The organism is Paenisporosarcina indica, assembly GCF_001939075.1.
In the GTDB taxonomy this organism is placed as follows: Bacteria; Bacillota; Bacilli; order Bacillales_A; family Planococcaceae; genus Paenisporosarcina; species Paenisporosarcina indica.
Window position 1 is genome coordinate 317,826 of record NZ_MPTA01000002.1, and the last position, 21,913, is coordinate 339,738.

A 21,913-nucleotide genomic window follows, 5' to 3' on the forward strand; every position below is an offset into this window, starting at 1 on the left:
CCTTAGCTAGAACAAGATTCACAATCTATCAGTTCAATCGATGTGGAACGCACATAATAGGTTGTTTTCAATCCACTTTGCCAAGCATCCAAATGCAGACTGAGCAAATCTTTCGCTTTAATTGTGTTTTGCACATATAAATTCAGCGACACCCCTTGGTCGATATGACGTTGACGGGCGGCGTTCTGTTTTAACGTCCAGTGTTGATCAATAAAGTAAGCCGACTTGTAAAACCATGTGGTATCTTGATTCAAATCCGGGACCGTTACTGGGATTTTGTAGTCTTTCTTTTCTTCTGAATAGCTTTTTTGGAAAATGGGATCAATACTTGCTGTGCTTCCTGCTAATATCGATGTGGATGAATTCGGCGCAATGGCCATTAAATAACCATTTCGCATACCATTCATGGCCACGTCAAAGCGAAGCTCACGCCACTTCCCACCTGTGTAATCTCTTGACGTAAAGTATTCACCTGTATGGAAATCTGACCCGTGAAATAATGGATAAGGTCCTTTTTCACGTGATAAATTCATAGAGGCTTTCACCGTTAAATACGCTATTTCTTCATATAGCTCATCAGCAAACTCTACAGCTTCATCAGATTCCCAACGAATTCCTTTTAAAGCCAATAAGTGATGCCAACCAAATGTACCAAGGCCAATTCCACGATATCTCGCGTTGGTCCGCTGTGCTTGTGGTACAGGAATCATATTCAAATCAATGACATTGTCGAGCATGCGAACTTGAATTTCTATCAGTTGTTCCAATACACCAGCTGGAACCGCTTTTCCTAAATTAATGGAAGATAAATTACAAACCACAAAGTCGCCTGGCTTACGTCGTGTCACAATGACATCATCTTCCAGCGTAATCGATTCAAATTCAGTTGCACTCATGTTTTGAAAGATTTCCGTACATAAGTTACTGCTATAAATCATGCCTTCATGTTTATTGGAATTCCTACGGTTCACTTCATCTCGGTAAAACATAAACGGTACGCCGGTTTCTAGTTGGCTCCGCATGATGCGTTTCATAATATCAATCGCGGGAACCACTTCCCTCGACAATCTCGCTTCCGCTATACATGCCTGGTACTTTTCACGGAAAGTCCCTCCCCCTTTAGTTTCATCGTAGAAGTCTTCCAAGGAGTAGCCCATCACGGTACGCACTTCATGAGGGTCAAATAATGCCCACTCTTCCCGAGATTCTACTTTCTCCATAAAAATATCTGGCAAACAAACACCTGTAAAAATGTCATGAGCGCGTAAACGTTCATCCCCATTATTCAACTTCAAATCTAGAAACGGCATGATATCTTTATGCCAAACATCTAAATAAACTGCAATTGCACCTTGTCTCTGCCCAAGTTGGTCTACGCTGACGGCTGTATTGTTCAATTGTTTAACCCAAGGAAGCACGCCGCTTGAAGCCCCCTGGAATCCACGAATCGATGAACCACGACTTCGTACTTTCCCCATATAGACGCCTATTCCACCGCCATATTTCGATAACGTCGCTACATCCGTATTCGAGTCATAGATTCCTTGCAAACTATCGTCTACCGTATCAATAAAGCAGCTTGATAACTGGCCATGTGGTTTCCCGGCATTCGAGAGGGTTGGTGTTGCCACCGTCATATACAGATTACTCATGGCCCAGTAGGATTCCTTCACTTTTGTTAAACGATCCGTAGTTTCATTTTGCATTAACGTCATGGCAATGATGAGCCAGCGTTCTTGAGGTAGTTCAGCCGGAGTTTTATCAAAGTCTCTTGCCACGTAGCGGTCCATCAACGTTTTCAAACCGATATATGTAAACAGCATATCTCTATGAGGTTCAATGATTGCTCCCAAAACTGTAATCTCTTCTTTCGTATATGTTTGAATCAATCGACTATCATATAACCCCTTTTCTGATAAACGGGTAACGTGGTTGTAAAAGTTCGTATACACATCTCCTATTAAACAGTCTCGTAATGCCGCTTGATCACTGTAAACTTGTGACAAATAGATTTGAGCTGCAACAAATGTCCAAAATGGTTCTTCTTCATCCAAATGACTGAGCGCTTCCAACTCCATGGCTTTTGACCATTGGGCATCCGTTCCGTCGTGGTTTTTCTTCGACCACTTGTCATGTGCACGCAATAAGGGAGCTAATTGGCCTTCATTGTACATAGTAAGTAATTCCTCAATCATCTTTTCTTTTTTGGATTGTATCTTTTGCATCTGATGTAATCCCCTTTCAAATTATAATTTTCGGGTACACAAAAAAGCGATCGCACAGCCATTTCGGCTGAGCGATCGCTCATGATTGATTGAATGGAAAAGAGTTATACCGGTACACGAGAAATGGATAATTGCTCGCTACTGATAGCTCGCTTCCACTCCTCAACCCCCGAAGAAAGTGTTGCTTAATCGAAAAGATGGCAGGTCTCCTGGCTCGTGTTTCACCCTTCCGTACGCCTTCCCATGCTGTCGCACAGTGGACTTTGTACAGTCGTTCACACTTACAGTTGCGGGGACAGCTTCGGCATTTGACCGAATTCCCTATTAAACCATTGCTGGTACCATTCTTTCGCATACATACTATATATTGTGTTTTATATAAACATTAGCCTAACATATTGTGTTTTTTCGTTCAATAGACGAAAAGTCTCTGAATCTTCTTATCCCTTATTAACACTGGCTAATTCATTTAAATAATATTTTTTGTCTTCCTCTTATTTTATCATTCCAAGTAATGTGAATGCTTTAAATTCAAGAAGTTGAGACACCAGCTATCAGTAATCGATCGGCAATTTTAATGTTGTTTTTAAGATAAATCGGTACTTCTTCGCATTCCAGAATTTCCTGTGTCGACATCCAATGTACTTCATCTACTTCGTCAGGACTCTTAGCGTAGGCTTCGCCAGAATGGTGACCGCAAAGAAAAACGATGTCTACCACATGGACCCCTGAATCGGTAACAAATGAAGAACTATTGACATACCGAAGATTTGAAACCACGATTCCAACCTCTTCAGCGAACTCTCTTAGTAGCGTTCCTTCCAAAATATCCGAAGAGTTTCCTTCGAGTTCAACCTTGCCACCAACAAGAGACAGTGTTCCTCCTGCATGTTCTTCTTTTTCGCTGCGTCTTATTAACAGCCATTTTTCATTTTTGTAGATCGCACCTTCCACGTTAACAATGAACATAAACTGACCTCCAAGAATGAGCTTTCTATGTATTCTCTTTAACATTATCAACCGTTCTTTATCGTACATTTGCGCTGGTCGCACGTTCCTTATGAGCCAATATATCGGGATTTTAGCCTTCATTCGCGAATGTACCCACTCGTCTATTAAGTTACATCAACAGCATTCTTTAACATAGCCTTGTATAAAGGTTCTATTTAATTAAACAAACGTCGTTGTTTATCATGCGAATAACCTCGTTTAAATCCAATAAATCGTCAACGATATAGTCGGCACCGACATTTGTGTAGTGAACGTTCCGCTTCCAAATGCCCTTCATTCCTACGTTCTTAGCAGCTTTCACATCATTTAATGGATGGTCTCCTATAAATATACTTTCATGAGGAGATACCGCAAGTTTCTCGAGTGCTCTATGAAATAACCTAGGGTCTGGCTTTTTTAAACCTTCCCACTCAGATACTAAAATTACATCAAAATATTTTTCTATATCTAATGACATAATATTATCTGTTTGAAACTGACCATATCCATTTGTAATCATTCCTAGAATAAGATTGTTGCTCTTTAGCTCTTCCAGCATTCCAGTAAGATTTGGGAAGGGGACACAGCTATGCTTAAATTCACTGATATAATCTTTCAGTAGTTCTTTCCACGTTATTTCTTTAATTGATAATTCCTCGACTAATTGCTGATACACTTTATCTTTCCAAACATATCCATGTTGATCCAGCTCGATAAATCTAGCCATATACTGCTCTTTTGGAATATGACCTACGAAATTTATCAATCTTTCATATTGCCTATTTATGAACAACTTTACTGAATCATCTCTATTTAATAATGTGCCATCCAAATCAAATAATACAGCTTTTATCAATACATCCACCTCTACCCTGTAATTTTTAGAACGACACACAAAACGGATGTTCTTCTTCATTTAAAATTTTTAGAATTCTCTCTTTGAAATTCGACCATGTGACCAGTTTTAATACTTCTTCTAATGTAAAATAACCAACCTCTAGACTTTCACTACTCGTTTGCAATTCACCGCCTATTGCTTTCCCTAACCAACAGGTAGCACAAACACTTGCATTTAGATTTTGATAGATACCACAGAACTTGGTCACTTCAATATCAATGCCAGTTTCTTCTTTTACTTCTCTGATAATCCCCTCTTGAATGGTCTCCCCCATTTCTATTATTCCACCTGGAAATTCCCATCCTCTCCGAGGGCCTCTAATAAGCAGGATTTTCCCTTCATCATTCAACACTACTGCCCCTGCAGAAAGGGAGTGCTTAGGACTGGACATGTTAAAAACCACCTTAATTGATTTATTTTTTCGTTTGTTCAATTAAAAAAATCTGTTTTAGCAGCTCCAATGTCCTCCTAGTTAATAATTTCGGATGATCCGTATAATCATTTTTGGAATAAACAATATGATCTGCCCAACTACTTCAAGGAAGACGGATTCTCGTATTTCACCAAATATCACTTTTATAATTCCATCGTTTTTCTTTTCATGCCCCTCATCATTTTTCATCATTAATCTCCCATATACATTTATTAGGAATGTGAGTATTGTTTAATAAGATTTTTAATTATGGGATTTAGTCCTTCTGGCAGTTCATTTACTTTGAAAAATTTCACTTCTGTTGTTTCTTTTCCGTCCGCTTTCAGGACACCGCCCTTGATTTCCTTTGTTACATAAGCGATGGTCACAGGATAAAACTCGTCACCATTTGGTAATGTAACATAATGCTGTTTTCCTGAAAAAACACCAACCAAATCAAGTTTTCCTATTTCTATTCCTGTTTCCTCCAACACTTCTCTTCTCCCGGCTTCTTCAGTAGATTCTCCTAATTCAATGAAACCACCTGGAACTCCCCACAGCCCATCACTTCTTTTCTGTAATAAGAATTCCCCGGATTCGTTAATTACAGCAACAGCAACACCCACCAATATTAGTGGTTGATTCCCTACAACCTTGCGCAGATCTTCTATATAGCTCATAACACCCTCCATAATATTACATTTATAAAAAAACAATTCGACATCTTTATAAAATCTCCTTCTTCTTATTCGACTACGAATGTTCACTAAGCTAAAAGTCATAAAAACGTTCGAGAATTTAATTAATTCGGAATTGTGATTTTTACCCGACTTGTCGAATCGAGTCGTAATCTGTTAGACTTTTATCTAATTAATATTTTGCAATTATCTGATTTAATTACACTATCAGTTTTTAACAGACAAAAATTTGCAAAGAACCTAGAACAACAGGGAGTGGGGAATTATATGCCGGAACAAGAATTGTCTAGAGGTCTAAAAAACAGGCACGTACAACTCATCGCCATTGGTGGGGCGATCGGGACGGGATTATTTCTCGGAGCAGGAAAATCCATTCATTTAGCAGGACCATCGATTTTATTCGCATATTTGTTAACAGGTATAATTTGCTTCTTAATCATGCGTGCACTCGGAGAACTACTTTTAAGCAATTTGAAATATCATTCATTCGTTGACTTCGTAAGAGACTATTTAGGTAATATGGCAGCATTCATTACAGGTTGGACATACTGGTTTTGTTGGATTTCAATCGCAATGGCAGATTTAACTGCAGTTGGTCTCTATACACAGTTTTGGCTTCCTGAGGTTCCACAATGGATGCCGGGATTAATTGCACTTGTCATTTTGTTATTCATGAACCTAGCAACCGTCAAACTTTTTGGCGAAATGGAATTCTGGTTCGCATTGATTAAAGTCATTGCTATTCTTGCTCTGATTGTTATCGGGATTTTCATGATTGTAAAAGGCTTTTCCACTGACGCAGGAGCATCCAGTTTCACGAATCTTTGGAGCCACGGCGGCATGTTCCCAAATGGCTTGAATGGATTTATTCTCTCATTCCAGATGGTTGTATTTGCTTTTGTCGGCATTGAACTTGTTGGACTTACAGCAGGTGAAACAGAAGATCCAGAAAGAGTAATCCCAAAAGCAATCAATAATATCCCTATTCGAATATTAATTTTCTACATTGGCGCACTTATTGTCATCATGAGTATTTATCCATGGAACGCCATCAATCCAATGGAAAGCCCATTTGTCCAAGTCTTCGTCGCGGTGGGCATCGCTGCAGCCGCTGGTATCGTCAACTTTGTCGTCCTGACTTCTGCAGCTTCGGCATGTAACAGCGCCATCTTCAGTACAAGCCGGATGATCTATTCACTTGCCAAAGACAAAAATGCACCTGTACCGCTTGCAAAACTCACTTCGGGGAAAGTGCCTTCCAATGCATTGTTCTTTTCGACTGTCATCATTCTGATTGCCGTTGTTTTGAACTATTTAATGCCAGAAGGTGTATTTACGCTCATTACAAGTATTTCGACTGTTTGCTTCATCTTTATATGGGGAATTACGGTCATCAGCCATTTGAAATACCGTAAAACAAGACCTGATCTAGCGAAAAAGAGCAAATTTAAATTGCCACTTTACCCATTTTCAAATTACTTAATTTTGGTTTTCCTTGCTTTCATCATTGTCGTGCTTGCATTGGCGGAAGATACGCGTATTGCCTTGTTCATCACCCCTGTTTGGTTCATTTTATTAATTCTGATTTATAAAATGCGCGAAAAAAAGGTTTATCAAAGTAGATAGAGGGTAAAAAAGAGATAGTAAGTAGAATATTCACTCGTTTGAAATAGACCTCCTTATGAAAAATAATGAGAGGTCTTTTCTTTTTCATGAGTCTATATATATCTATCTATAATCCAACCTACCATTTTAGGACTATAGAATCGTCATTGCATACTGTAAATTTCCTAGAAAACAGGTAATTCTACATAAAATTGACAATTTTGATATATATAAATATAATTTACTTAATTCAGAAGTTTTAAATAAAATGTTATACATAGTAAGAATGTTTGACTTTAGGAGGAAAAGAATGATTTCGTTTGATAAGGTGAATAAATTTTATGGGGATTTTCAAGTACTGAAAGATATTAATCTCACAATCAACAAAGGTGAAGTTGTTGTAGTAATAGGTCCTTCCGGTTCCGGTAAAAGCACCTTGTTACGGTGTATCAATCATCTTGAAAAAATCACGGATGGAACACTCAACGTAAATGGCCTATCAGTTGCGGATAAAAAAACCGATATCAATAAACTGAGACGTAATATCGGAATGGTTTTCCAGCATTTTTATCTGTATCCACACAAAACGGTGCTTGAAAATATCATGTTGGCTCCTAGGAAAGTATTAGGACAATCGGAAAAAGAGGCCAAGGAATTGGCCATGTACTATCTCGACAAAGTTGGAATTTCGGATAAGGCAGATGCTTTCCCTTCCCAACTTTCCGGTGGTCAGCAACAGCGTGTGGCAATTGCCCGTGGACTCGTGATGAAACCGGAAATCATGCTTTTTGATGAACCTACCTCGGCACTTGATCCTGAAATGATCGGTGAGGTCCTGGATGTCATGAAAGCACTTGCTAAAGAAGGCATGACAATGGTTGTAGTGACTCACGAAATGGGATTTGCGAAAGAGGTAGCCGACCGAATCGTATTTATGGATGAAGGACAAATATTGGAAGAAGCAGTTCCGGCTGAATTTTATGAGAATCCCCGTGAAGAACGGGCTCGCATGTTCCTTAGCCGTATATTAAATCATTAATTGGGGGAATTTGGATGTTAAAGTCAAAAAAGTTCTTTAAAATGGCATTCGCGACAACAATGGCTGCCATGGTACTTGCAGGATGCGGAGATGATAAGACCGATGAAAATATTGACGTACTTGCACAAATCAAGGAAGAAAAGAAAATCGTCTATGGAGTGAAGTATGATACTCGTTTGTTTGGATTGAAAAACCCTTCAACTGGCGATGTGGAAGGATTTGATATCGATATTTCCAAAGCACTGACTGAAGAAATGTTTGGTGATGACGTCAAGCCTGAGTTCCAGGAAGTTACTTCAAAAACACGAGTTGGTCTTTTAAACAATAACAAGATCGATGCGGTTATCGCTACAATGACAATCAATGAAGATCGTAAAAAAGAAGTCGATTTTACGGATGTATATTTTGATGCTGGACAATCATTGCTTGTGAAAAAAGGAAGCAAAGTTCAAGGCATCAAAGACTTGAAAAAAGGGACAAAAGTTCTTGCAGTTAAAGGCTCTACATCTGCAGTGAACATTCGCGAGAATGCTCCCGAAACCGAAGTACTTGAATTTGAAAACTACGCTGAAGCTTTCACTGCCTTAAAATCTGGTAAAGGTGATGCCCTTACTACGGATGACTCAATCCTCTACGGAATGGCCGAAGAAGATCCTTCATTTGAGCTTGTGGGTGGAACATTCACGGAAGAACCTTATGGGATTGCTGTTAAAAAAGGAAATCAAGAGCTAGTCGATGAATTGAATAAAGCATTACAAAGCCTGAAGGACTCAGGCGAATACGATGAAATTAAGGATAAATGGATTAAGAAATAATTACTTATATCAGGTTTCTTGTCAGGATGGGCAGTATTCCGTAAGCAATTTTACGGTCCTGCTCATCCTGATTAATTAGGAGGAGATCGTTTGCTGGATTTCTCGATTTTAACGGACTATATGGATGTATTTTTGGAAGGATTTAAAATAACCATTATTGCCAGTTTTATAGCTTTAATATGCAGCTTTATTTTGGGAACGCTTATTGCAGTTATGCGAATCGCCCCATTTAAACCACTTAACTGGATTGGTACAGTTTACGTGGAATTTATCCGTAATATCCCTGTGTTGGTCATCGTGTTTTTCACGTACTTAGCTTTTGATTTTGGCGGAATGACCGCCGGTATCATCGGATTGACCGTCTATACAGCAGCCTTTATTGCTGAAGCAATCCGTGCTGGAATCATGTCTGTTCCAAGAGGACAAATGGAAGCTGCCCGCTCGTCAGGTTTGACCTACGGACAGGCAATGAAATCAGTTATCCTTCCTCAGGCTATTAAAATAGTAATTCCACCTCTTGGCAACCAATTTATCAATTTGGTTAAAAACTCATCTTTATTAGCAGTAGTAGCAGGTGGGGATTTGATGTATCAAGGAGATTTAATATCTGCAAGTACATTCTCAACCTTTGATACTTATATTTTTGTTGGTCTATTCTATTTAATTTTAACTATACCTTTAAGTTTTGGCGTGGGGTTCTTGGAAAAACGCCTGGCTAGAAGTAATTAAGGAGGTGCATAGATGGATTTCCTAGCACCGTTCATTGAAGTATTGACACCGGACAACATGAAGTTTTTACTTGAAGGATTTTGGGTCACGCTAAAGGTCGCTGCCATTTCAATTGTGCTTAGCTTCATTATCGGCGGCCTGATTGGGATCCTCAGATACGCGAAGATTCCTGTGGTTTCGCAATTGCTTGCCGTGGTTGTCGAAACAATACGTAACCTTCCCTTACTGTTGATTATATTCTTTACATATTTCGCATTGCCTGAAGTCGGGATTGATATGGAAATCATAACAGCAGCCATCGTAGCACTGACTATTTTTGAGTCAGCGATGCTATCGGAAATTATCCGAAGTGGCCTGAACTCAATCCATAAAGGACAGATTGAAGCAGGTCGTTCGTCAGGACTGAACTATATCCAGACTTTACGTTATATTGTTATGCCACAAGCTTTAAGAAGAATGGTTCCGCCTCTCGTCAGTCAATTTATTTCTCTACTTAAAGATACATCATTGGCTGTCGTCATCGCGTTGCCCGATTTATTGCACAACGCACAAATCTTATACGCTCAAAACGGATCGAATGTCATTCCTATTTTCATCATCGTCGCCTTGATGTACTTTATCGTCAATTATGCATTGTCCCTCATTGCGAAAAGATTGGAATTGAAACAGGCATAGGAAACCCCAGCAACAAGCTTTGTTGCTGGGGCTTTTTTATGCCTGTACGTTAAAAGAATTCTATAAACTTCTTACGGGTCTTCAGCGGTATTTTAATCACCGATAGACCATTTATATTGATAATTATAAAATTAATCAACATATGTTTCTACTTACTAAACAACCAAATACTTGTAGAACTTTTTATCGACTTGTAAAATCGGGAAATTCTCAGGTAACTCTTCAATGCTAATTTGTGTAAATCTATTTTTTTCATAAAATCTATGAGCTGCTAAAAATTGTGGTGTGGTACCAAGATACACTGTTTCAACTGATTTTTCTTTTGACCATTTTAGTGCATTAATTAATAAAAGGCTGGCTGTTTTATAAATGGATCCTCGAAATTCTTTATTTACAAACATTTTTCTAAGTGCAACTTGCTGGTTTCCTAAGTCTAATAGACTGATTGTCCCAACTACTTTATTATCATAAAGAGCTACCCAAAAGTTTCCGTTCCCGGTCTGATAAAATTCAGGAATGTTAAACAAATCCGGCTGGTCTTCTTTCGTTATTTGAATGTTGTATTCTTGTTGCTGGATATGAAGAATCAAATCTACAACTTGTTCTTGAAATTTATGCGAGTACACTTCCACAATTAGACTATTGCTCATTTATTTACACCACCTGAAAAATTTCTGATTGCTGAAACAAACCTGCATTGTTTCTTAATTAAGAAAGGCTAACTATGAACTGAAGTAAGTGTAACATTGCCTCAGTAAGGTTGCCTGGACAAACGTTTGAAACTTTTCTTCCTCTTCTGAAAATGGATTATGGTTACTATCTTCACGAGTAAATCATTTTTAAGAATTCAAACCTACTACCATTTGTATCTTGCATAAACGTATGATTCTCTTTGAATCCGACTTTTTTATATACTTTTATGGCTCTCTGATTAAAAGTAGCTACTGATAATGTTATGCTTTTGGGATGATATGTAGTTTTTGCGAAATCTAAACCCGCTTTCAAAAAATCTTGGCCGTTGCCTTTACTCACTAAATCTGGTCTCATTCCTAGTCCTATATCAATCGTATGGTCAGCCACTTTAGTAAAACTAAAAAATCCTAAAACCTCATTGTCATTACTAACAACGAAGTAGGATCTCCCTCGTTTTTCAGGATTAAGAAACTCGTCTAAATCTTCCTTATCTGACTCCATATCGTAGAATGAAAAGTAATCATGATAATGCCAATTATAAGCAATATCCTCTGCCTGTTCTTGAGTCATTAACTCGAATTTATACTCCATATTTCTCCCACCTTCTCTAAAAGAAGAGTTGAAGATTAAATTAAACAAATTTCAACTCCGTTTCGTTAGCAAATCACTATTTAGTCCATTCATCAGCGAGCATGCCGTAGACAACATGGTCAACATAATGGTCAGACAGCCATTCTGCTTGTCTGATACATCCTTCATTTACAAAACCTAATCTTTCGGGAATACTTCTACTTTTCTTGTTTTCCACTGCAGCCCGAATTTCAACTTTATTTAAGCTCAATTCAGTTAATGCATAGTCAGTCAATGCCTTAGCTACCCTCGTCATAATTCCATTTCCTTGATATTCTTCTCCCAGCCAATATCCGATATAGGCAGTTTTGTTTGACCAATTGAGATTATTGAAACCAGCAACCCCAACAAGATCTCCTTTATATAAGATCACTGCATTCAGGCTTTTATTCTCAGCAAAACCTCTTAAACACATCTTGATAAACCCTACTGTATCTTCATTTTCAATGGTCATATCCACCCAAGGAAGCCATTCCCGCAGATAGTCGCGTGAGTTGCTGGTTAACTCAAATACTCTTTCTGCATCCTTTAATTCAATCAGTTTTAACGATAATTCATCATCAATTTTATGTACGAACATGTTTATCCCTCCGGAAAATGTACTTATTAAATTTTCTTTTTAACTTTTCGAAGAAAGTTGTCAGTATAATTATCCATTGACTACATAACCTATCTTTGTTCAGGAGGTGAAATCAAATGGCTAATCAAAATAACAACCAAAATCAACAAAATAACAACAGTGTAACAAAGGACGTTAAGAATACTGCAGGCTCTGCATTTGAAACCGTGCATAATGCTTTAGAAACAACAGAAAATGTTGCTATGAGTGCTGTTGATGCAACTAAAAATGCTGCAAAACATTTAACAGGCAACGCAGATCAAAATCAAGCCCGACAATAATGAATAAAGCATAAACGCCATTAATTTGGCGTTTTTTCATTTTTCACTTTTATTGCATCATGTCTATTCTTGGAAAGTCAGCGGCCTGCTTATCATGTTCCATAAAGTAAAGATTATTACCATTAATCCCCCAAAATCCTTCCTGGATTCAATCCTTCAAGTTCAGGAATCACAAAACGACCATCTTTTCAGATCAGTTTCCCATCGAAATAGATTTCTCCTCCACCGTATTCTGGACGCTGGATGGAAATCAAGTCCCAATGGATTGCCGATTTGTTGCCGTTGTCTGCTTCATCAAAGCAGCTACCTAACGCGAGATGAAAACTACCGTCAATTTTTTCATCAAATAAGGTATTGTTCATCGGAACTTTTACTTTTGGATTAAAGGCCAGTGCAAATTCACCTATATAACTTGCCCCTTCATCGGTAGCTAGGATGTCCCTCAATTTTTCTGTATGATTGGCAGTGGCTTTCACTACTTTCCCTTTTTCAAAAGTGAGTGAAATATTTTCGAATGTAAAACTATTCATTGTAGATGGTGTATTAAATGCAATCGTGCCATTTACTGAGTCTCTTACTGGAGCTGTATATATCTCTCCATCCGGAATATTATCCGTTCCGTCCCCTTTTATTACTCCTATATTTTCGATGGAAAAGGACAGATCCGTTCCGGGTCCTTTAATCTCAACCCGTTTGGTTTTTTCCATATAGTCTTTTAATGGGTCCATCGCTTTTGAGAGCTTTTTATAATTGATCGTGCATATGTCAAAATAAAAATCCTCAAAAGCTTCTGTACTCATCCGGGCTTCCTGTGCCATGGATGCATTGGGAATACGCGTTGTAACCCATTTTTTCTTATAAATCGCTTCTGCTTGAAGTTGTCCGTAGGTTTTCGCATAGAGTCCCATTTTTTCACTTGGGATATCTGATAGCTCTGCTGTATTCACTGGACTTCTCAAGTTTATGTAGCCATCCATTTTTTCGAGACGTTTCACATCCCATTCAGCTAACATGTCAAACTGTTCCTTTGTTCCCCCCAAAACCAATTGTCTGGTTACCGTTGCATTTCTTAAATCCGCGTGAGCAAAACCACCAGCTTTATGAATTTCGCTAATAATTTCTTTAACAATATCAATTTCTATTTCTGTTACGGCTTGAACCAATATGTGTTCATTAGGCTGTACCTTAATTGAATGAGTCACCAATAATTCAGCTATCCTTTGTATCCTCGCATCCTTCATAACCAATACCCCTATATTCCACTATTAATTTTATTGACTAATCTTACCTTCGACATATTTGGAGAATTCCCTTTAAATATGCATAAAAAACGATACTTTTCATTACCTCTTTCGTCTATGATTTGTAAGAGGAGGTTGAAATTTATGGAAGTAGATTTGGAACAATTGTATGTCGATAATAGCGACAAGGTTTACCGCTTTATTTATCTGCTCGTACGTCATAAAGAAACCGCTGAAGATTTAACACAGGATACATTCTATAAAGCTATCAAAAACCTAAATCATTTTAATAACCAATCTTCGGTACTGACATGGCTGTTGAAAATTGCGCGAAATGTGACCTATGATCATTTTCGAAGGAAAAGAATCATTCAGTTTTTCAAATGGGGAAATGAAAACGATATTGACACTCAGAACCTTTCCCCCGAGAGCACAGCCGAAAAGAATGAGGATCTGACTCAATTGTATGCTGCCTTAAGTCGATTGAAGAATGACTATCGCGATGTATTGATTTTGAGAAAAGTGAATGAATGCTCGATTAAAGAGACGGCATTTATATTAGGTTGGACTGAAGCCAAGGTGAAGACGAAAATGTCACGAGGATTTGAGTCATTACGAAAAGAGTTTTATGGAAAGGAAGGTTTTACAGATGGATCCTTCAAAAGAGTTTGACGAGCTTTTCCAGGAAATGCAGCATAGTGACCGTAGCGATCATGCTCGCAGAAATAGTTGGCTGAAAATACAAAATAAAGTCAGCAAAAAGAAACGTCACATCGCACCAATTTTCATTTCAGTCATCATGGTTGCAGTTGCTTGTTTCCTTGTCTTTACGTTGGTAAATCCAAATGCAAATACAGACAATAAGTTAGCAACTGAAATGGCGATTGAGGATAATAATAAAGCTGCCGTAACAGCCGTTCTAAAATCGGAATTCACGGCTCCTAATGAAGAATTTATTCTTATACAAAAAAACCTTGATAAAAAAGCCGATGAAATACGAGAAAGCTTACCAGAAGGTAGCGGTGGTTTCGAAATTCCAGCTGATTCCCCCGAATGGCTTGCATACGAAGGATTAGTTGAAGAAACATACAAACCTTACTTTATGGACTATATGTATGATCATCTCATTCCTACTAATATCGCTTTCTCTTACCACTATGAACTTTATCATCTAGACGAAGAATTTCAGGGTGAAATGAAAGTCAGTGATATACAAGTGAATAAAAGTGAGAATGAATTAACACCAAAGCATTATGATTTTACTGCTCAGGTAGAATATAAAAACAATGCCGGGGAAGTTTCACAACACGGAATCAGAGGAAGGGCGATTCTATCAGAAGAAGGGAAAATGGGAGATTTCAGAATCCGTGATGACGGTGGTTTACGGGAGAAAATAAGTGAGGCTAGAGGATATTAAAAGAGTCTAGAAGTTTGGCACTGCCTATGGGTGGTGTTTTTTCTAGTTGATTCAGCCCATATACAATTTATAACTCCAAACCAATAAAGCAATAGCAATCAAAAAATATAAACTTTTAGCTACCCAATATGGAAGTTGATCAAAGATCCAAAAAACACTTTCAATAATGACTGAAATTACAAGTGATTCACTAACAACACCAGAACCTGCTCCTTCATCTTTATGTATTCTTTTGTTATGTCTAATTCCTAGAATTAAAAACCCTATGCCCATTATTGCTGCAATTATGGCTTCCCACAAAGTATTCACCTCCAATGTTCCAATAAACTTTAGGTTTTTGGTGTCAATTATTCTTGAGTATTTAAATAAGAAATGGCCACCCCTTTCAACAAGGAAAAGTTATCTCATTTGTTTGCCGTTTCATATTCCATTATTACCTTACAAAGATATCCAACGATGTATTCTCGTCGTGTTGTTTCTTCGATATCGTTATTTTCAACAAGGTCTTCTATTCCTTTATTTATTACTGCCCATAATGGTGTATGTTCAAATTTTATATATGGATTGGACATGGTCGGTGAATCCTCCTGCTTTAGTTATGATAACTTAATCTTAGTTGAAAAGTCCCAACTGTTCATTCTTTTTAGTTAAAGAATTCCAACCATGAAGGATAATCAAATTGACCATCTGATATCTGATAGAAATCGCCAAATATCCCCAAGTGGGTGATTCCGTGCTCGTGAGCGACTACTGGGGTATAGGTTGAAAACAAATAAAAGTTGATTCTTTCAATATAAAAACTCGGTGTAGTTGGTATGTGATTCCAATCTGTGGACTGTAGGTATTCCTTTTTGGTTGGATTTGTCGCAATGGATACACCAATCAGAAGCACAAGTATAGTACTAACGATATACCTCTTTTTCCTTTTCTTCATGATTATCCCTCCAGCCTAATTTAATAAAAAACGCCAACGACTACTTATTTCCCTTCCCTAATTAAGCTTCATTCCACTTTAAGTATGTTTAGGTGTTTCGTGGATGAGATCAAATCTATTTTATTTTTTCTTTTGTATAATAAACTGAAGCACCTTCTCTTTCACCTTTATTCCAGCCATTCGCTTGGAGAGCTAATTCGTAACCAAGTGGTATTCCATTTTCTTCAGACGCTGGGACCAATCATAACTTGTTAACAAACTGTTGATAATTTAAAAAGCTCTTTTCGCCTTCAATAAATTTTTAAAGCATCAATCTTCTTCCGTATTTCTTTTACTCTTTTAGACTTAAGAAACTCATCTATACACCAGAAGAGACAGGAAGATAGAATAGCGGTATACAAGAAGAAATTCTCTAACAGGCTCTCGATGTCAGAGAGTAAAATATTCCTTTCCCATTCTGAAAATAAAATTGGAATTAAAATAAATAAAGTGGCTAAGATTAAGTGAATCAATAATGCCAAAACCCCACAAATTACTCCTCTTAATTTTTTTGTAGCAAAATCAGACAATATAGATGCCGGAATACCATAAAATAAAAGAATCGGCAGTAAGTACATCCCTAAGAGAATGACAAACCCTGATTGTTCTATTATGAAGTAAATTATCATGACTAGAACACAAGACACGATTGCAGAAACAAGTTTTCTAATGATCAATTGAACCACTCCAGTTTCATATTACCTTCAAGAATCAAATATAATTCAGTTTTAATTCTTCTTGTACTCCTAAATTATTCCTCTTGCACGTCAAGGTTCTTATAAAAATCATCAACAATTGGATGTATATCTGGTTCCGTGTAGTAGTAATGATCATTTACTTCAGTTAGCCCAAATTGGAAAGTTTGCTCATCGTCTTGGAAAAGAGTAATTGAATAACGCCAACCTTCTCTTTTTTCTTGATTTTCTTCAGGAATGAATTTTATATCTTTAATTTGCTTTAAAAAGTCTTTTATCACTTCATGTTCCGTGATTGTTTTTTCGTATCCCGAGCTGCCATCTACTATAAGAATCTTCGTTACCTAATCTAGATCTTTCTCATAGAATTGGGAAAGTGTTCTTGTTTCTAAACCACATCCCGCTAAAGTGAACATAATTAATATTATGATAATGACTGATTTTTTCATTGAATCTCCCATCTTAGATTGAATATTGGAATTGTGCTTCCTCTACATACACGCTGAATTCAACCATTTCACCAATTGTTTTCGTTATGCTCTAATTCATAGTCCACTCCATTATTGGTGGAATAACTATGCTGATTAATATTATTTTTGTTTTTTACCCAATAATAATAGGAAACTTCTGGTTCGTTTTCAAAAACAACCATTATGCTGTAGGGACTTTGACTCTCATAGCCATCTTCACGATGAGGGACTGTTGAGATCGTCCATTCTTCACCTGGATATTGTTGTACTAAATAGGTGCTTAATAATTCAACTTTCTTTTCTATCTGTCCATCAATCCAATAAGGACGCACCACATACAAAGTACAAAAAGCTAGAAACACAACTAGTGTTACTAACCAACCACGTTTTCGCCATTTGCCTTTTAAGAAAAGAGAGATGCTTGCTAATGTTCCAATGATTGCCCCGACTATCAAGAACTCGATAACTTCGATTGGATGCATGTTCTAAACCTCCCCGCTTCTTCCCAAATCTTATTCTTTAAGGATTTTTATCTTGTTTGCTACCTTTTTTCCTTCGATTTCTTCTACCCATACTTTTACTTCTTGCCTCTCTTTTAAATCCATAACTGAATTGACTTCCCCAACAACTTTAGTGCCGTTTGAGAAGTATATTTCAGGAAGATTATAATCTGCTTCAGGGTCTACTTTAATTGGATACAATACGAAATTACTTTCTTCCAATTCTCCTATTTTCCCATGTTCATCCGCTCTGTTGATGAAAAGGAAAACAAGGAATGCTACGATTGCAATAATCACAAAAACGCTTAACCAAATCCTTTTCATTTTACTCTCAATCCGCCTTTTACTTTTAAAAATTCTTTGTATTTCTTTATTCTTCCTTTTTCCACTTTTTATAGGTGTAAATTAATGTACTACTCGTTAAAGTAATAAGAATTACATTCAAAATCACAGTAAAATATGATGATATATCATCTAAGAGAAGACTCCATATGATGAGTGCTATAACAACAGGAACTAGGCTTATGTTCCATATGAATTTCTTTTTATAACTTAAGTTCCAATAAAACAAATTAAAAACTCCTTTCCTGTTCATTAGTCAAATAAATATAAAATAAAAATCAGCAACATGGATACCGCAAAGAAACCAAAAACAAAATAACCGAAGTATTTCAATGGCTTTGGTAATTTTTCGAAATCACCTTTTGCAGGATTTAGAGCGTTACCTTCAACTTTGTTCATATGATCAATCACATCATTAAATGGTTTATTTTCTTCTTCCATCTAATCACCTCTTTACTAAATTTTAACATATCGTATAATTAGAAGTTTGAATTTTTCGTCAACATTTTGTTTTATTTTATATCTTATTCAAAAAAGCATTCAATAAGTAAGTTTCTACTTTTTGAATGCTTAATTCCTTCATATTCACTTTTCAATACCGATGATGATCTCGTTAAGTTCAAATTTTTCAATGTCGGCTTTACTATTTTCCAGGCGATAGTTGGCTTTAATCCGTCGACCATTCTCCCCATATCCAAGAGTTTCGTTATCCGAGAGCTCAACGACTGGTGTAACAATGAGTTGTGTTGCTTCCGGATCAAGTTTGCCAAACGTTTTACTCCAGCTTAAATCATATGAACTATATGAACCATAACCACCATTATCCTGGTTTATATAAACGTTTCCAAGATTATCTTTTACTTCTATATCTACTCTAACATAATCCCACTGGGTAACTATGTCGCGTGAAACCATTTGTTCAAAATAAATCAGAAAAGACATTGGTGTGAACGTCACTTTCTCGATGCTTGCAATAATCCCATTCCCCTCAACACTTTGATCTACAAGTTGTGTTTTGCTGTCTACTGCTACTAAGTCAAAATGAAACTTCCATTCGCCTTCAATTACCTCTGCGTCTTCACTATATCCATTTGGCATGATACCCTCCAACACCCAATCAACGTTTACTTCACTAAGTTCTATATCGTTAGGATGGGTAACAGTTGTCATACCGATATATTTATTTTCCTCAATCTTAGTAATCTCATGATATCCACCAGCGCCTCCCTCATACATTGGGATCCCTGTAATCCAAGCACTCTCCCCCAAATCTTTATCCGATTCAATTGTATAGGTGACAACTACCGATTTCCCGTCAAAAATCGCATTATTTACAGTGATCTTAATCCCATTGCTCTCCTCGGTGACATTCAACTCATTGGCATTTTCTTCATAGTTATCATAGACGCCATCCTTATTGAAGTATTTAAAAACATTCCCTAAAAAAGGAATTTCTTCGGCATATGCAGAAAACGATAACCCAACTAAAGCCGTTGAAGTTAAGCTAACTGCAATCGCAGCAGCCATTAAAGTTTTCTTCCATTTCTTCTGTTTTGATTTTGTAATCCTTCTTTTTAAAGCTCTCTTCACCTTCGTTTTTTCGAATTCACTAACTTCCATTTCTTCAAAAACTTCGTCATCTAGATTTAGATGATTTAAATGCTCATAAATATCCTTCATGCAAAGCACCCCCTAAGTTACGATTCGAACGTTGTTGTTGTAGTCTTTTCTTTCCCCGATAGATTCGATTGTCGACTGCAGCTTTCGTCAAACCTATATTCATTGCAATGTCCTCACTCGTCATGTCCAAAAAAAACTTCATTACCATAATATCTCGATCCATTACTTCCAACCCGCTCATTAATTTTAATAATTCGTTTTTGTTTTCAGTAATTAATATTTCATTTTCCACTGAATGAGTACTCCCCACCTCTAGATCATCAGCAACCATTTCAACCTCAACTCGTTTGATTGTTTTCCGATAAGTATCGATTGCTTTGAACTTTGTGACCGCACAGAGCCATTTGCGAAAATCTGTCGTATCACCTTCAAATTTACTTGCATGATTCCAAATAGTTAAAAACACATCATTTATACATTCCTCGATGAGACCTGGGTTTTCCAATGGATGCAACACTTTGTAGACGATGCCTTTGACTAACGGTAAATATTCATCAACGGTATATTCCAAAGCATCTTCTTTCTGACGTTTAAGCCTTTTGATGAAATTTTTTTCAGTTGATCTCATAAGTTTTTCTCCTTACCTATTTGTAAAAGCTTTTACACTATATACAACGAAACCACTTCACTTTTTTTCTCACGTTTATGTATAGCTATTATACTTATTATTTTTTGTCCAAAAATACAGTAGCCTTCTGTCCATGTGAATGACGGAAGGCTTAAGATTACACGTACTTTATCGTACATTTGCGTTGACGTAGGTTCCGCATGAGCCAACAAGTATGAAAAGCACATACTTGTGGGTCTTATTCTTCACGCTCATGTGGCTTGGGGGGCGCAAATGCACTCTCTTGTTTTATTTAACATCAACAGCTTTATCATAGCGAAAATAAAAAAATTAACCTTTAATCGAGAAAAATTCCCATATAAACTAATCCTGCACCTATTAGTAAGAAAAGAAATTTAGTTAACCACCATGGAGCAATACTTAACATAAATGCAATCAATAGCGCAATTATGGTTGCAATTATTGAATCTGAAGTAGCCGATGAAGATGCATTATCGCCAAATCTCTTATGATTTTCTTTATTGTAAAATAAACTAGCTAGAAAGATTACTATTCCTATACCAGAAATAATTATTTGCATAATCAAGATATCTACCACCCTTGGACTGCTTTTCTAGATACAGACAACATAAAAAACAGTGGGAAACTGACGCTTTCCACTGTTTTCATTTATTTAGCTGCTTTTTTCATTAATCGTGTTTTAAATCTGATTGAATTATTTTCACTAACAAATGTTGAACCTAAGAGTAAGACACCACCAAGCAGTTGAACAACTGTCACTTGCTCTTGCAAGATCAAAGCAGAAATCACTAAGGATGTGATTGGGTCCGCATAACTTAATGCAGCGATGCTCTGCCCTTTTAATTTCTGCATACCTGAGAAGAATAACAAGAATCCAATACCCGTGTGTACAATCCCTAAAAGCAATATAAATGGAATGGAAGAACTTGATACCTCTAAAATACCGAAACCTTCAGTAATGAATACATATGGCACTAGAAGGAATGTTGCAGTTCCAAGCTGAATGACTGTAGTTATTAACCCGTCCATATTTTTGATGAACTTGTTTAGTAGCATTAATGAAGCATAGAATACAGCAGCCATTAATCCATAGCCAATCCCAATTAAATCATCAAATCCAGACGTACTGAATCCACCATTACCAATAATCAATAACATACCTAACATGGCTATACAAATACAGACTATTTTCTTTGTTGATAATTTTTCCTTAAGTACAAGTGGAGAAAGAATCAGCACAAACACAGGTGCAAAATAATAACTTAGTGCGGCATTAGCAACGGTCGTATGTTTGTATGCTTGGAAAAAGAAAATCCAATTCCCCCCCAAAGCAATACTCGAAAGCAATAAAACGAAAGCATTCACTTTAACCAATGCCCATGATATTTTTTTCTTCATTATTAACATGACGGTCATTAAAAATAAACTACCAATTAAACCACGTAATAAAGCAATTTCACTCGAAGATAAGTCAATATATCTTACAAATACACCAATTGTACCGAAAATGATCATTGATAATAAGAATTGAATTTTAGATTTCATCTTCTACTCCTTCGAATCCAGGTTTTTCATTTATATTATTTTATTATATTAAACTAGCTTTTGCCTTGAAACAAGTAGCATGTCATACAACCAATCTGCTGCTCTTGTTCGACAAGTAAGGATGCTCTTCATTATTTGAAGAAAGTATCAAT

31 protein-coding genes and 1 riboswitch are annotated in these 21,913 nt (G+C 36.9%); of the genes, 8 read left to right on the forward strand and 23 right to left on the reverse strand.

Annotated features, from left to right (window positions below; all coding sequences use genetic code 11):
- Nucleotides 1–2: 2 nt before the first annotated feature.
- The 6 genes from GY23_RS06960 to GY23_RS06980 form a co-directional block, all read right to left on the reverse strand.
- Nucleotides 3–2,225, reverse strand: a complete 2,223-nt coding sequence (locus GY23_RS06960; RefSeq protein ID WP_075618500.1) for a ribonucleoside-diphosphate reductase subunit alpha — start codon at nt 2,223–2,225, stop codon at nt 3–5.
- A gap of 182 nt (nt 2,226–2,407) precedes the next feature.
- Nucleotides 2,408–2,586, reverse strand: a riboswitch (cobalamin riboswitch).
- Between the two features lie 170 nt (nt 2,587–2,756).
- Nucleotides 2,757–3,194 (reverse strand): NUDIX hydrolase, encoded by a 438-nt coding sequence (locus GY23_RS06965; protein ID WP_075618501.1) that lies wholly within the window; start codon nt 3,192–3,194, stop codon nt 2,757–2,759.
- A 193-nt stretch (nt 3,195–3,387) separates the two neighbouring features.
- Nucleotides 3,388–4,071 (reverse strand): HAD family hydrolase, encoded by a 684-nt coding sequence (locus tag GY23_RS06970; RefSeq protein ID WP_075618502.1) that lies wholly within the window; start codon nt 4,069–4,071, stop codon nt 3,388–3,390.
- A 25-nt stretch (nt 4,072–4,096) separates the two neighbouring features.
- Entirely contained in the window at nt 4,097–4,504 is a 408-nt protein-coding gene (locus GY23_RS06975) for an NUDIX hydrolase (RefSeq protein ID WP_075618503.1), read from the reverse strand.
- Nucleotides 4,505–4,585: 81 nt separating this feature from the next.
- Nucleotides 4,586–4,735, reverse strand: coding sequence for a hypothetical protein (locus GY23_RS18230; protein WP_161487581.1), 150 nt, complete (start codon nt 4,733–4,735; stop codon nt 4,586–4,588).
- Nucleotides 4,736–4,758: 23 nt separating this feature from the next.
- Entirely contained in the window at nt 4,759–5,205 is a 447-nt protein-coding gene (locus tag GY23_RS06980) for an NUDIX hydrolase (protein ID WP_075618504.1), read from the reverse strand.
- 285 nt (nt 5,206–5,490) lie between these two features.
- Between GY23_RS06980 and GY23_RS06985 the strand changes: the two genes are divergently transcribed.
- The 5 genes from GY23_RS06985 (at nt 5,491) to GY23_RS07005 (ending at nt 10,086) form a co-directional block, all read left to right on the forward strand.
- Entirely contained in the window at nt 5,491–6,849 is a 1,359-nt protein-coding gene (locus GY23_RS06985) for an amino acid permease (protein ID WP_075618505.1), read from the forward strand.
- A 289-nt stretch (nt 6,850–7,138) separates the two neighbouring features.
- Nucleotides 7,139–7,867, forward strand: a complete 729-nt coding sequence (locus GY23_RS06990) for an amino acid ABC transporter ATP-binding protein (RefSeq protein ID WP_075618506.1) — start codon at nt 7,139–7,141, stop codon at nt 7,865–7,867.
- Between the two features lie 14 nt (nt 7,868–7,881).
- Nucleotides 7,882–8,682: a transporter substrate-binding domain-containing protein gene (locus tag GY23_RS06995; RefSeq protein WP_075618507.1), complete on the forward strand. Its 801-nt coding sequence runs from the start codon at nt 7,882–7,884 to the stop codon at nt 8,680–8,682.
- Nucleotides 8,683–8,772: 90 nt separating this feature from the next.
- The gene (locus GY23_RS07000) at nt 8,773–9,411 is read left to right on the forward strand and encodes an amino acid ABC transporter permease (RefSeq protein WP_075618508.1); all 639 of its coding nucleotides are present in this window, start codon (nt 8,773–8,775) and stop codon (nt 9,409–9,411) included.
- Nucleotides 9,412–9,423: 12 nt separating this feature from the next.
- Complete coding sequence (locus GY23_RS07005) at nt 9,424–10,086, forward strand: amino acid ABC transporter permease (protein WP_075618509.1); 663 nt, start codon at nt 9,424–9,426, stop codon at nt 10,084–10,086.
- A 155-nt stretch (nt 10,087–10,241) separates the two neighbouring features.
- On the opposite strand, the gene GY23_RS07010 is transcribed toward GY23_RS07005, so the two are convergent.
- From GY23_RS07010 to GY23_RS07020, 3 genes are all read right to left on the reverse strand, one after another.
- Entirely contained in the window at nt 10,242–10,736 is a 495-nt protein-coding gene (locus tag GY23_RS07010; RefSeq protein WP_075618510.1) for a GNAT family N-acetyltransferase, read from the reverse strand.
- A gap of 172 nt (nt 10,737–10,908) precedes the next feature.
- Nucleotides 10,909–11,370: a GNAT family N-acetyltransferase gene (locus GY23_RS07015; protein WP_075618511.1), complete on the reverse strand. Its 462-nt coding sequence runs from the start codon at nt 11,368–11,370 to the stop codon at nt 10,909–10,911.
- A 76-nt stretch (nt 11,371–11,446) separates the two neighbouring features.
- Nucleotides 11,447–11,989: a GNAT family N-acetyltransferase gene (locus tag GY23_RS07020; RefSeq protein WP_075618512.1), complete on the reverse strand. Its 543-nt coding sequence runs from the start codon at nt 11,987–11,989 to the stop codon at nt 11,447–11,449.
- Nucleotides 11,990–12,105: 116 nt separating this feature from the next.
- Between GY23_RS07020 and GY23_RS07025 the strand changes: the two genes are divergently transcribed.
- Nucleotides 12,106–12,309 (forward strand): hypothetical protein, encoded by a 204-nt coding sequence (locus GY23_RS07025; RefSeq protein ID WP_075618513.1) that lies wholly within the window; start codon nt 12,106–12,108, stop codon nt 12,307–12,309.
- A gap of 188 nt (nt 12,310–12,497) precedes the next feature.
- Here GY23_RS07025 and GY23_RS07030 read toward each other — a convergent pair whose 3' ends face one another.
- Complete coding sequence (locus tag GY23_RS07030) at nt 12,498–13,550, reverse strand: aminopeptidase (protein ID WP_075618514.1); 1,053 nt, start codon at nt 13,548–13,550, stop codon at nt 12,498–12,500.
- Nucleotides 13,551–13,694: 144 nt separating this feature from the next.
- On the opposite strand from GY23_RS07030, the gene GY23_RS07035 reads away from it, so the two are divergent.
- On the forward strand, nt 13,695–14,222 hold the full coding sequence (locus tag GY23_RS07035) for an RNA polymerase sigma factor (protein WP_075618515.1): 528 nt from the start codon (nt 13,695–13,697) through the stop codon (nt 14,220–14,222).
- Complete coding sequence (locus GY23_RS07040; protein ID WP_245827601.1) at nt 14,200–14,967, forward strand: hypothetical protein; 768 nt, start codon at nt 14,200–14,202, stop codon at nt 14,965–14,967. Before GY23_RS07035 ends, GY23_RS07040 begins: the two co-directional genes overlap by 23 nt.
- 51 nt (nt 14,968–15,018) lie before the next feature.
- On the opposite strand, the gene GY23_RS07045 is transcribed toward GY23_RS07040, so the two are convergent.
- The 13 genes from GY23_RS07045 to GY23_RS07100 form a co-directional block, all read right to left on the reverse strand.
- A complete protein-coding gene (locus GY23_RS07045) occupies nt 15,019–15,267 on the reverse strand; it encodes a hypothetical protein (RefSeq protein ID WP_075618516.1) in 249 nt (82 codons plus the stop codon).
- A gap of 104 nt (nt 15,268–15,371) precedes the next feature.
- The gene (locus GY23_RS18445) at nt 15,372–15,539 is read right to left on the reverse strand and encodes a hypothetical protein (RefSeq protein WP_169834556.1); all 168 of its coding nucleotides are present in this window, start codon (nt 15,537–15,539) and stop codon (nt 15,372–15,374) included.
- Nucleotides 15,540–15,610: 71 nt separating this feature from the next.
- Nucleotides 15,611–15,901 carry a hypothetical protein gene (locus tag GY23_RS07050; protein WP_075618517.1) on the reverse strand — a complete coding sequence of 97 codons (291 nt, stop codon included), beginning with the start codon at nt 15,899–15,901 and terminating at the stop codon, nt 15,611–15,613.
- A 115-nt stretch (nt 15,902–16,016) separates the two neighbouring features.
- Entirely contained in the window at nt 16,017–16,142 is a 126-nt protein-coding gene (locus tag GY23_RS18915; protein ID WP_281251490.1) for a hypothetical protein, read from the reverse strand.
- A gap of 49 nt (nt 16,143–16,191) precedes the next feature.
- Nucleotides 16,192–16,626: a hypothetical protein gene (locus tag GY23_RS07055; protein ID WP_211270649.1), complete on the reverse strand. Its 435-nt coding sequence runs from the start codon at nt 16,624–16,626 to the stop codon at nt 16,192–16,194.
- Nucleotides 16,627–16,691: 65 nt separating this feature from the next.
- The gene (locus GY23_RS18705; RefSeq protein ID WP_245827602.1) at nt 16,692–16,916 is read right to left on the reverse strand and encodes a hypothetical protein; all 225 of its coding nucleotides are present in this window, start codon (nt 16,914–16,916) and stop codon (nt 16,692–16,694) included.
- Nucleotides 16,917–17,152: 236 nt separating this feature from the next.
- Nucleotides 17,153–17,587 (reverse strand): hypothetical protein, encoded by a 435-nt coding sequence (locus GY23_RS07065; protein WP_075618519.1) that lies wholly within the window; start codon nt 17,585–17,587, stop codon nt 17,153–17,155.
- A gap of 30 nt (nt 17,588–17,617) precedes the next feature.
- Nucleotides 17,618–17,929 carry a hypothetical protein gene (locus GY23_RS07070; RefSeq protein ID WP_075618520.1) on the reverse strand — a complete coding sequence of 104 codons (312 nt, stop codon included), beginning with the start codon at nt 17,927–17,929 and terminating at the stop codon, nt 17,618–17,620.
- A 270-nt stretch (nt 17,930–18,199) separates the two neighbouring features.
- A complete protein-coding gene (locus tag GY23_RS07080) occupies nt 18,200–18,388 on the reverse strand; it encodes a hypothetical protein (protein WP_075618522.1) in 189 nt (62 codons plus the stop codon).
- A gap of 144 nt (nt 18,389–18,532) precedes the next feature.
- Nucleotides 18,533–19,627 (reverse strand): DUF4179 domain-containing protein, encoded by a 1,095-nt coding sequence (locus GY23_RS07085; protein WP_075618523.1) that lies wholly within the window; start codon nt 19,625–19,627, stop codon nt 18,533–18,535.
- A complete protein-coding gene (locus tag GY23_RS07090) occupies nt 19,611–20,195 on the reverse strand; it encodes a sigma-70 family RNA polymerase sigma factor (RefSeq protein WP_075618524.1) in 585 nt (194 codons plus the stop codon). Before GY23_RS07090 ends, GY23_RS07085 begins: the two co-directional genes overlap by 17 nt.
- A gap of 337 nt (nt 20,196–20,532) precedes the next feature.
- Entirely contained in the window at nt 20,533–20,781 is a 249-nt protein-coding gene (locus GY23_RS07095; RefSeq protein ID WP_075618525.1) for a hypothetical protein, read from the reverse strand.
- Nucleotides 20,782–20,864: 83 nt separating this feature from the next.
- Nucleotides 20,865–21,761 (reverse strand): DMT family transporter, encoded by an 897-nt coding sequence (locus GY23_RS07100; protein ID WP_075618526.1) that lies wholly within the window; start codon nt 21,759–21,761, stop codon nt 20,865–20,867.
- Between the last annotated feature and the right edge of the window lie 152 nt (nt 21,762–21,913).

Excerpts from the sequence above, each read along its gene's own strand:
- GY23_RS07005 (WP_075618509.1), top strand. The coding sequence starts at position 9,424 with ATGGATTTCCTAGCACCGTTCATTGAAGTATTGACACCGGACAACATG.
- GY23_RS06985 (WP_075618505.1), top strand. The coding sequence starts at position 5,491 with ATGCCGGAACAAGAATTGTCTAGAGGTCTAAAAAACAGGCACGTACAA.
- GY23_RS06960 (WP_075618500.1), bottom strand. The coding sequence starts at position 2,225 with ATGCAAAAGATACAATCCAAAAAAGAAAAGATGATTGAGGAATTACTT.
- GY23_RS07035 (WP_075618515.1), top strand. The coding sequence starts at position 13,695 with ATGGAAGTAGATTTGGAACAATTGTATGTCGATAATAGCGACAAGGTT.
- GY23_RS07085 (WP_075618523.1), bottom strand. The coding sequence starts at position 19,627 with ATGAAGGATATTTATGAGCATTTAAATCATCTAAATCTAGATGACGAA.
- GY23_RS07080 (WP_075618522.1), bottom strand. The coding sequence starts at position 18,388 with ATGGAAGAAGAAAATAAACCATTTAATGATGTGATTGATCATATGAAC.
- GY23_RS06990 (WP_075618506.1), top strand. The coding sequence starts at position 7,139 with ATGATTTCGTTTGATAAGGTGAATAAATTTTATGGGGATTTTCAAGTA.
- GY23_RS07040 (WP_245827601.1), top strand. The coding sequence starts at position 14,200 with ATGGATCCTTCAAAAGAGTTTGACGAGCTTTTCCAGGAAATGCAGCAT.
- GY23_RS07100 (WP_075618526.1), bottom strand. The coding sequence starts at position 21,761 with ATGAAATCTAAAATTCAATTCTTATTATCAATGATCATTTTCGGTACA.
- GY23_RS07050 (WP_075618517.1), bottom strand. The coding sequence starts at position 15,901 with ATGAAGAAAAGGAAAAAGAGGTATATCGTTAGTACTATACTTGTGCTT.
- GY23_RS06995 (WP_075618507.1), top strand. The coding sequence starts at position 7,882 with ATGTTAAAGTCAAAAAAGTTCTTTAAAATGGCATTCGCGACAACAATG.
- GY23_RS18445 (WP_169834556.1), bottom strand. The coding sequence starts at position 15,539 with ATGTCCAATCCATATATAAAATTTGAACATACACCATTATGGGCAGTA.
- GY23_RS06980 (WP_075618504.1), bottom strand. The coding sequence starts at position 5,205 with ATGAGCTATATAGAAGATCTGCGCAAGGTTGTAGGGAATCAACCACTA.
- GY23_RS18230 (WP_161487581.1), bottom strand. The coding sequence starts at position 4,735 with ATGAAAAATGATGAGGGGCATGAAAAGAAAAACGATGGAATTATAAAA.
- GY23_RS07020 (WP_075618512.1), bottom strand. The coding sequence starts at position 11,989 with ATGTTCGTACATAAAATTGATGATGAATTATCGTTAAAACTGATTGAA.
- GY23_RS07010 (WP_075618510.1), bottom strand. The coding sequence starts at position 10,736 with ATGAGCAATAGTCTAATTGTGGAAGTGTACTCGCATAAATTTCAAGAA.
- GY23_RS07030 (WP_075618514.1), bottom strand. The coding sequence starts at position 13,550 with ATGAAGGATGCGAGGATACAAAGGATAGCTGAATTATTGGTGACTCAT.
- GY23_RS06975 (WP_075618503.1), bottom strand. The coding sequence starts at position 4,504 with ATGTCCAGTCCTAAGCACTCCCTTTCTGCAGGGGCAGTAGTGTTGAAT.
- GY23_RS07070 (WP_075618520.1), bottom strand. The coding sequence starts at position 17,929 with ATGAAAAGGATTTGGTTAAGCGTTTTTGTGATTATTGCAATCGTAGCA.
- GY23_RS07015 (WP_075618511.1), bottom strand. The coding sequence starts at position 11,370 with ATGGAGTATAAATTCGAGTTAATGACTCAAGAACAGGCAGAGGATATT.
- GY23_RS07090 (WP_075618524.1), bottom strand. The coding sequence starts at position 20,195 with ATGAGATCAACTGAAAAAAATTTCATCAAAAGGCTTAAACGTCAGAAA.
- GY23_RS07065 (WP_075618519.1), bottom strand. The coding sequence starts at position 17,587 with ATGCATCCAATCGAAGTTATCGAGTTCTTGATAGTCGGGGCAATCATT.
- GY23_RS06965 (WP_075618501.1), bottom strand. The coding sequence starts at position 3,194 with ATGTTCATTGTTAACGTGGAAGGTGCGATCTACAAAAATGAAAAATGG.
- GY23_RS07025 (WP_075618513.1), top strand. The coding sequence starts at position 12,106 with ATGGCTAATCAAAATAACAACCAAAATCAACAAAATAACAACAGTGTA.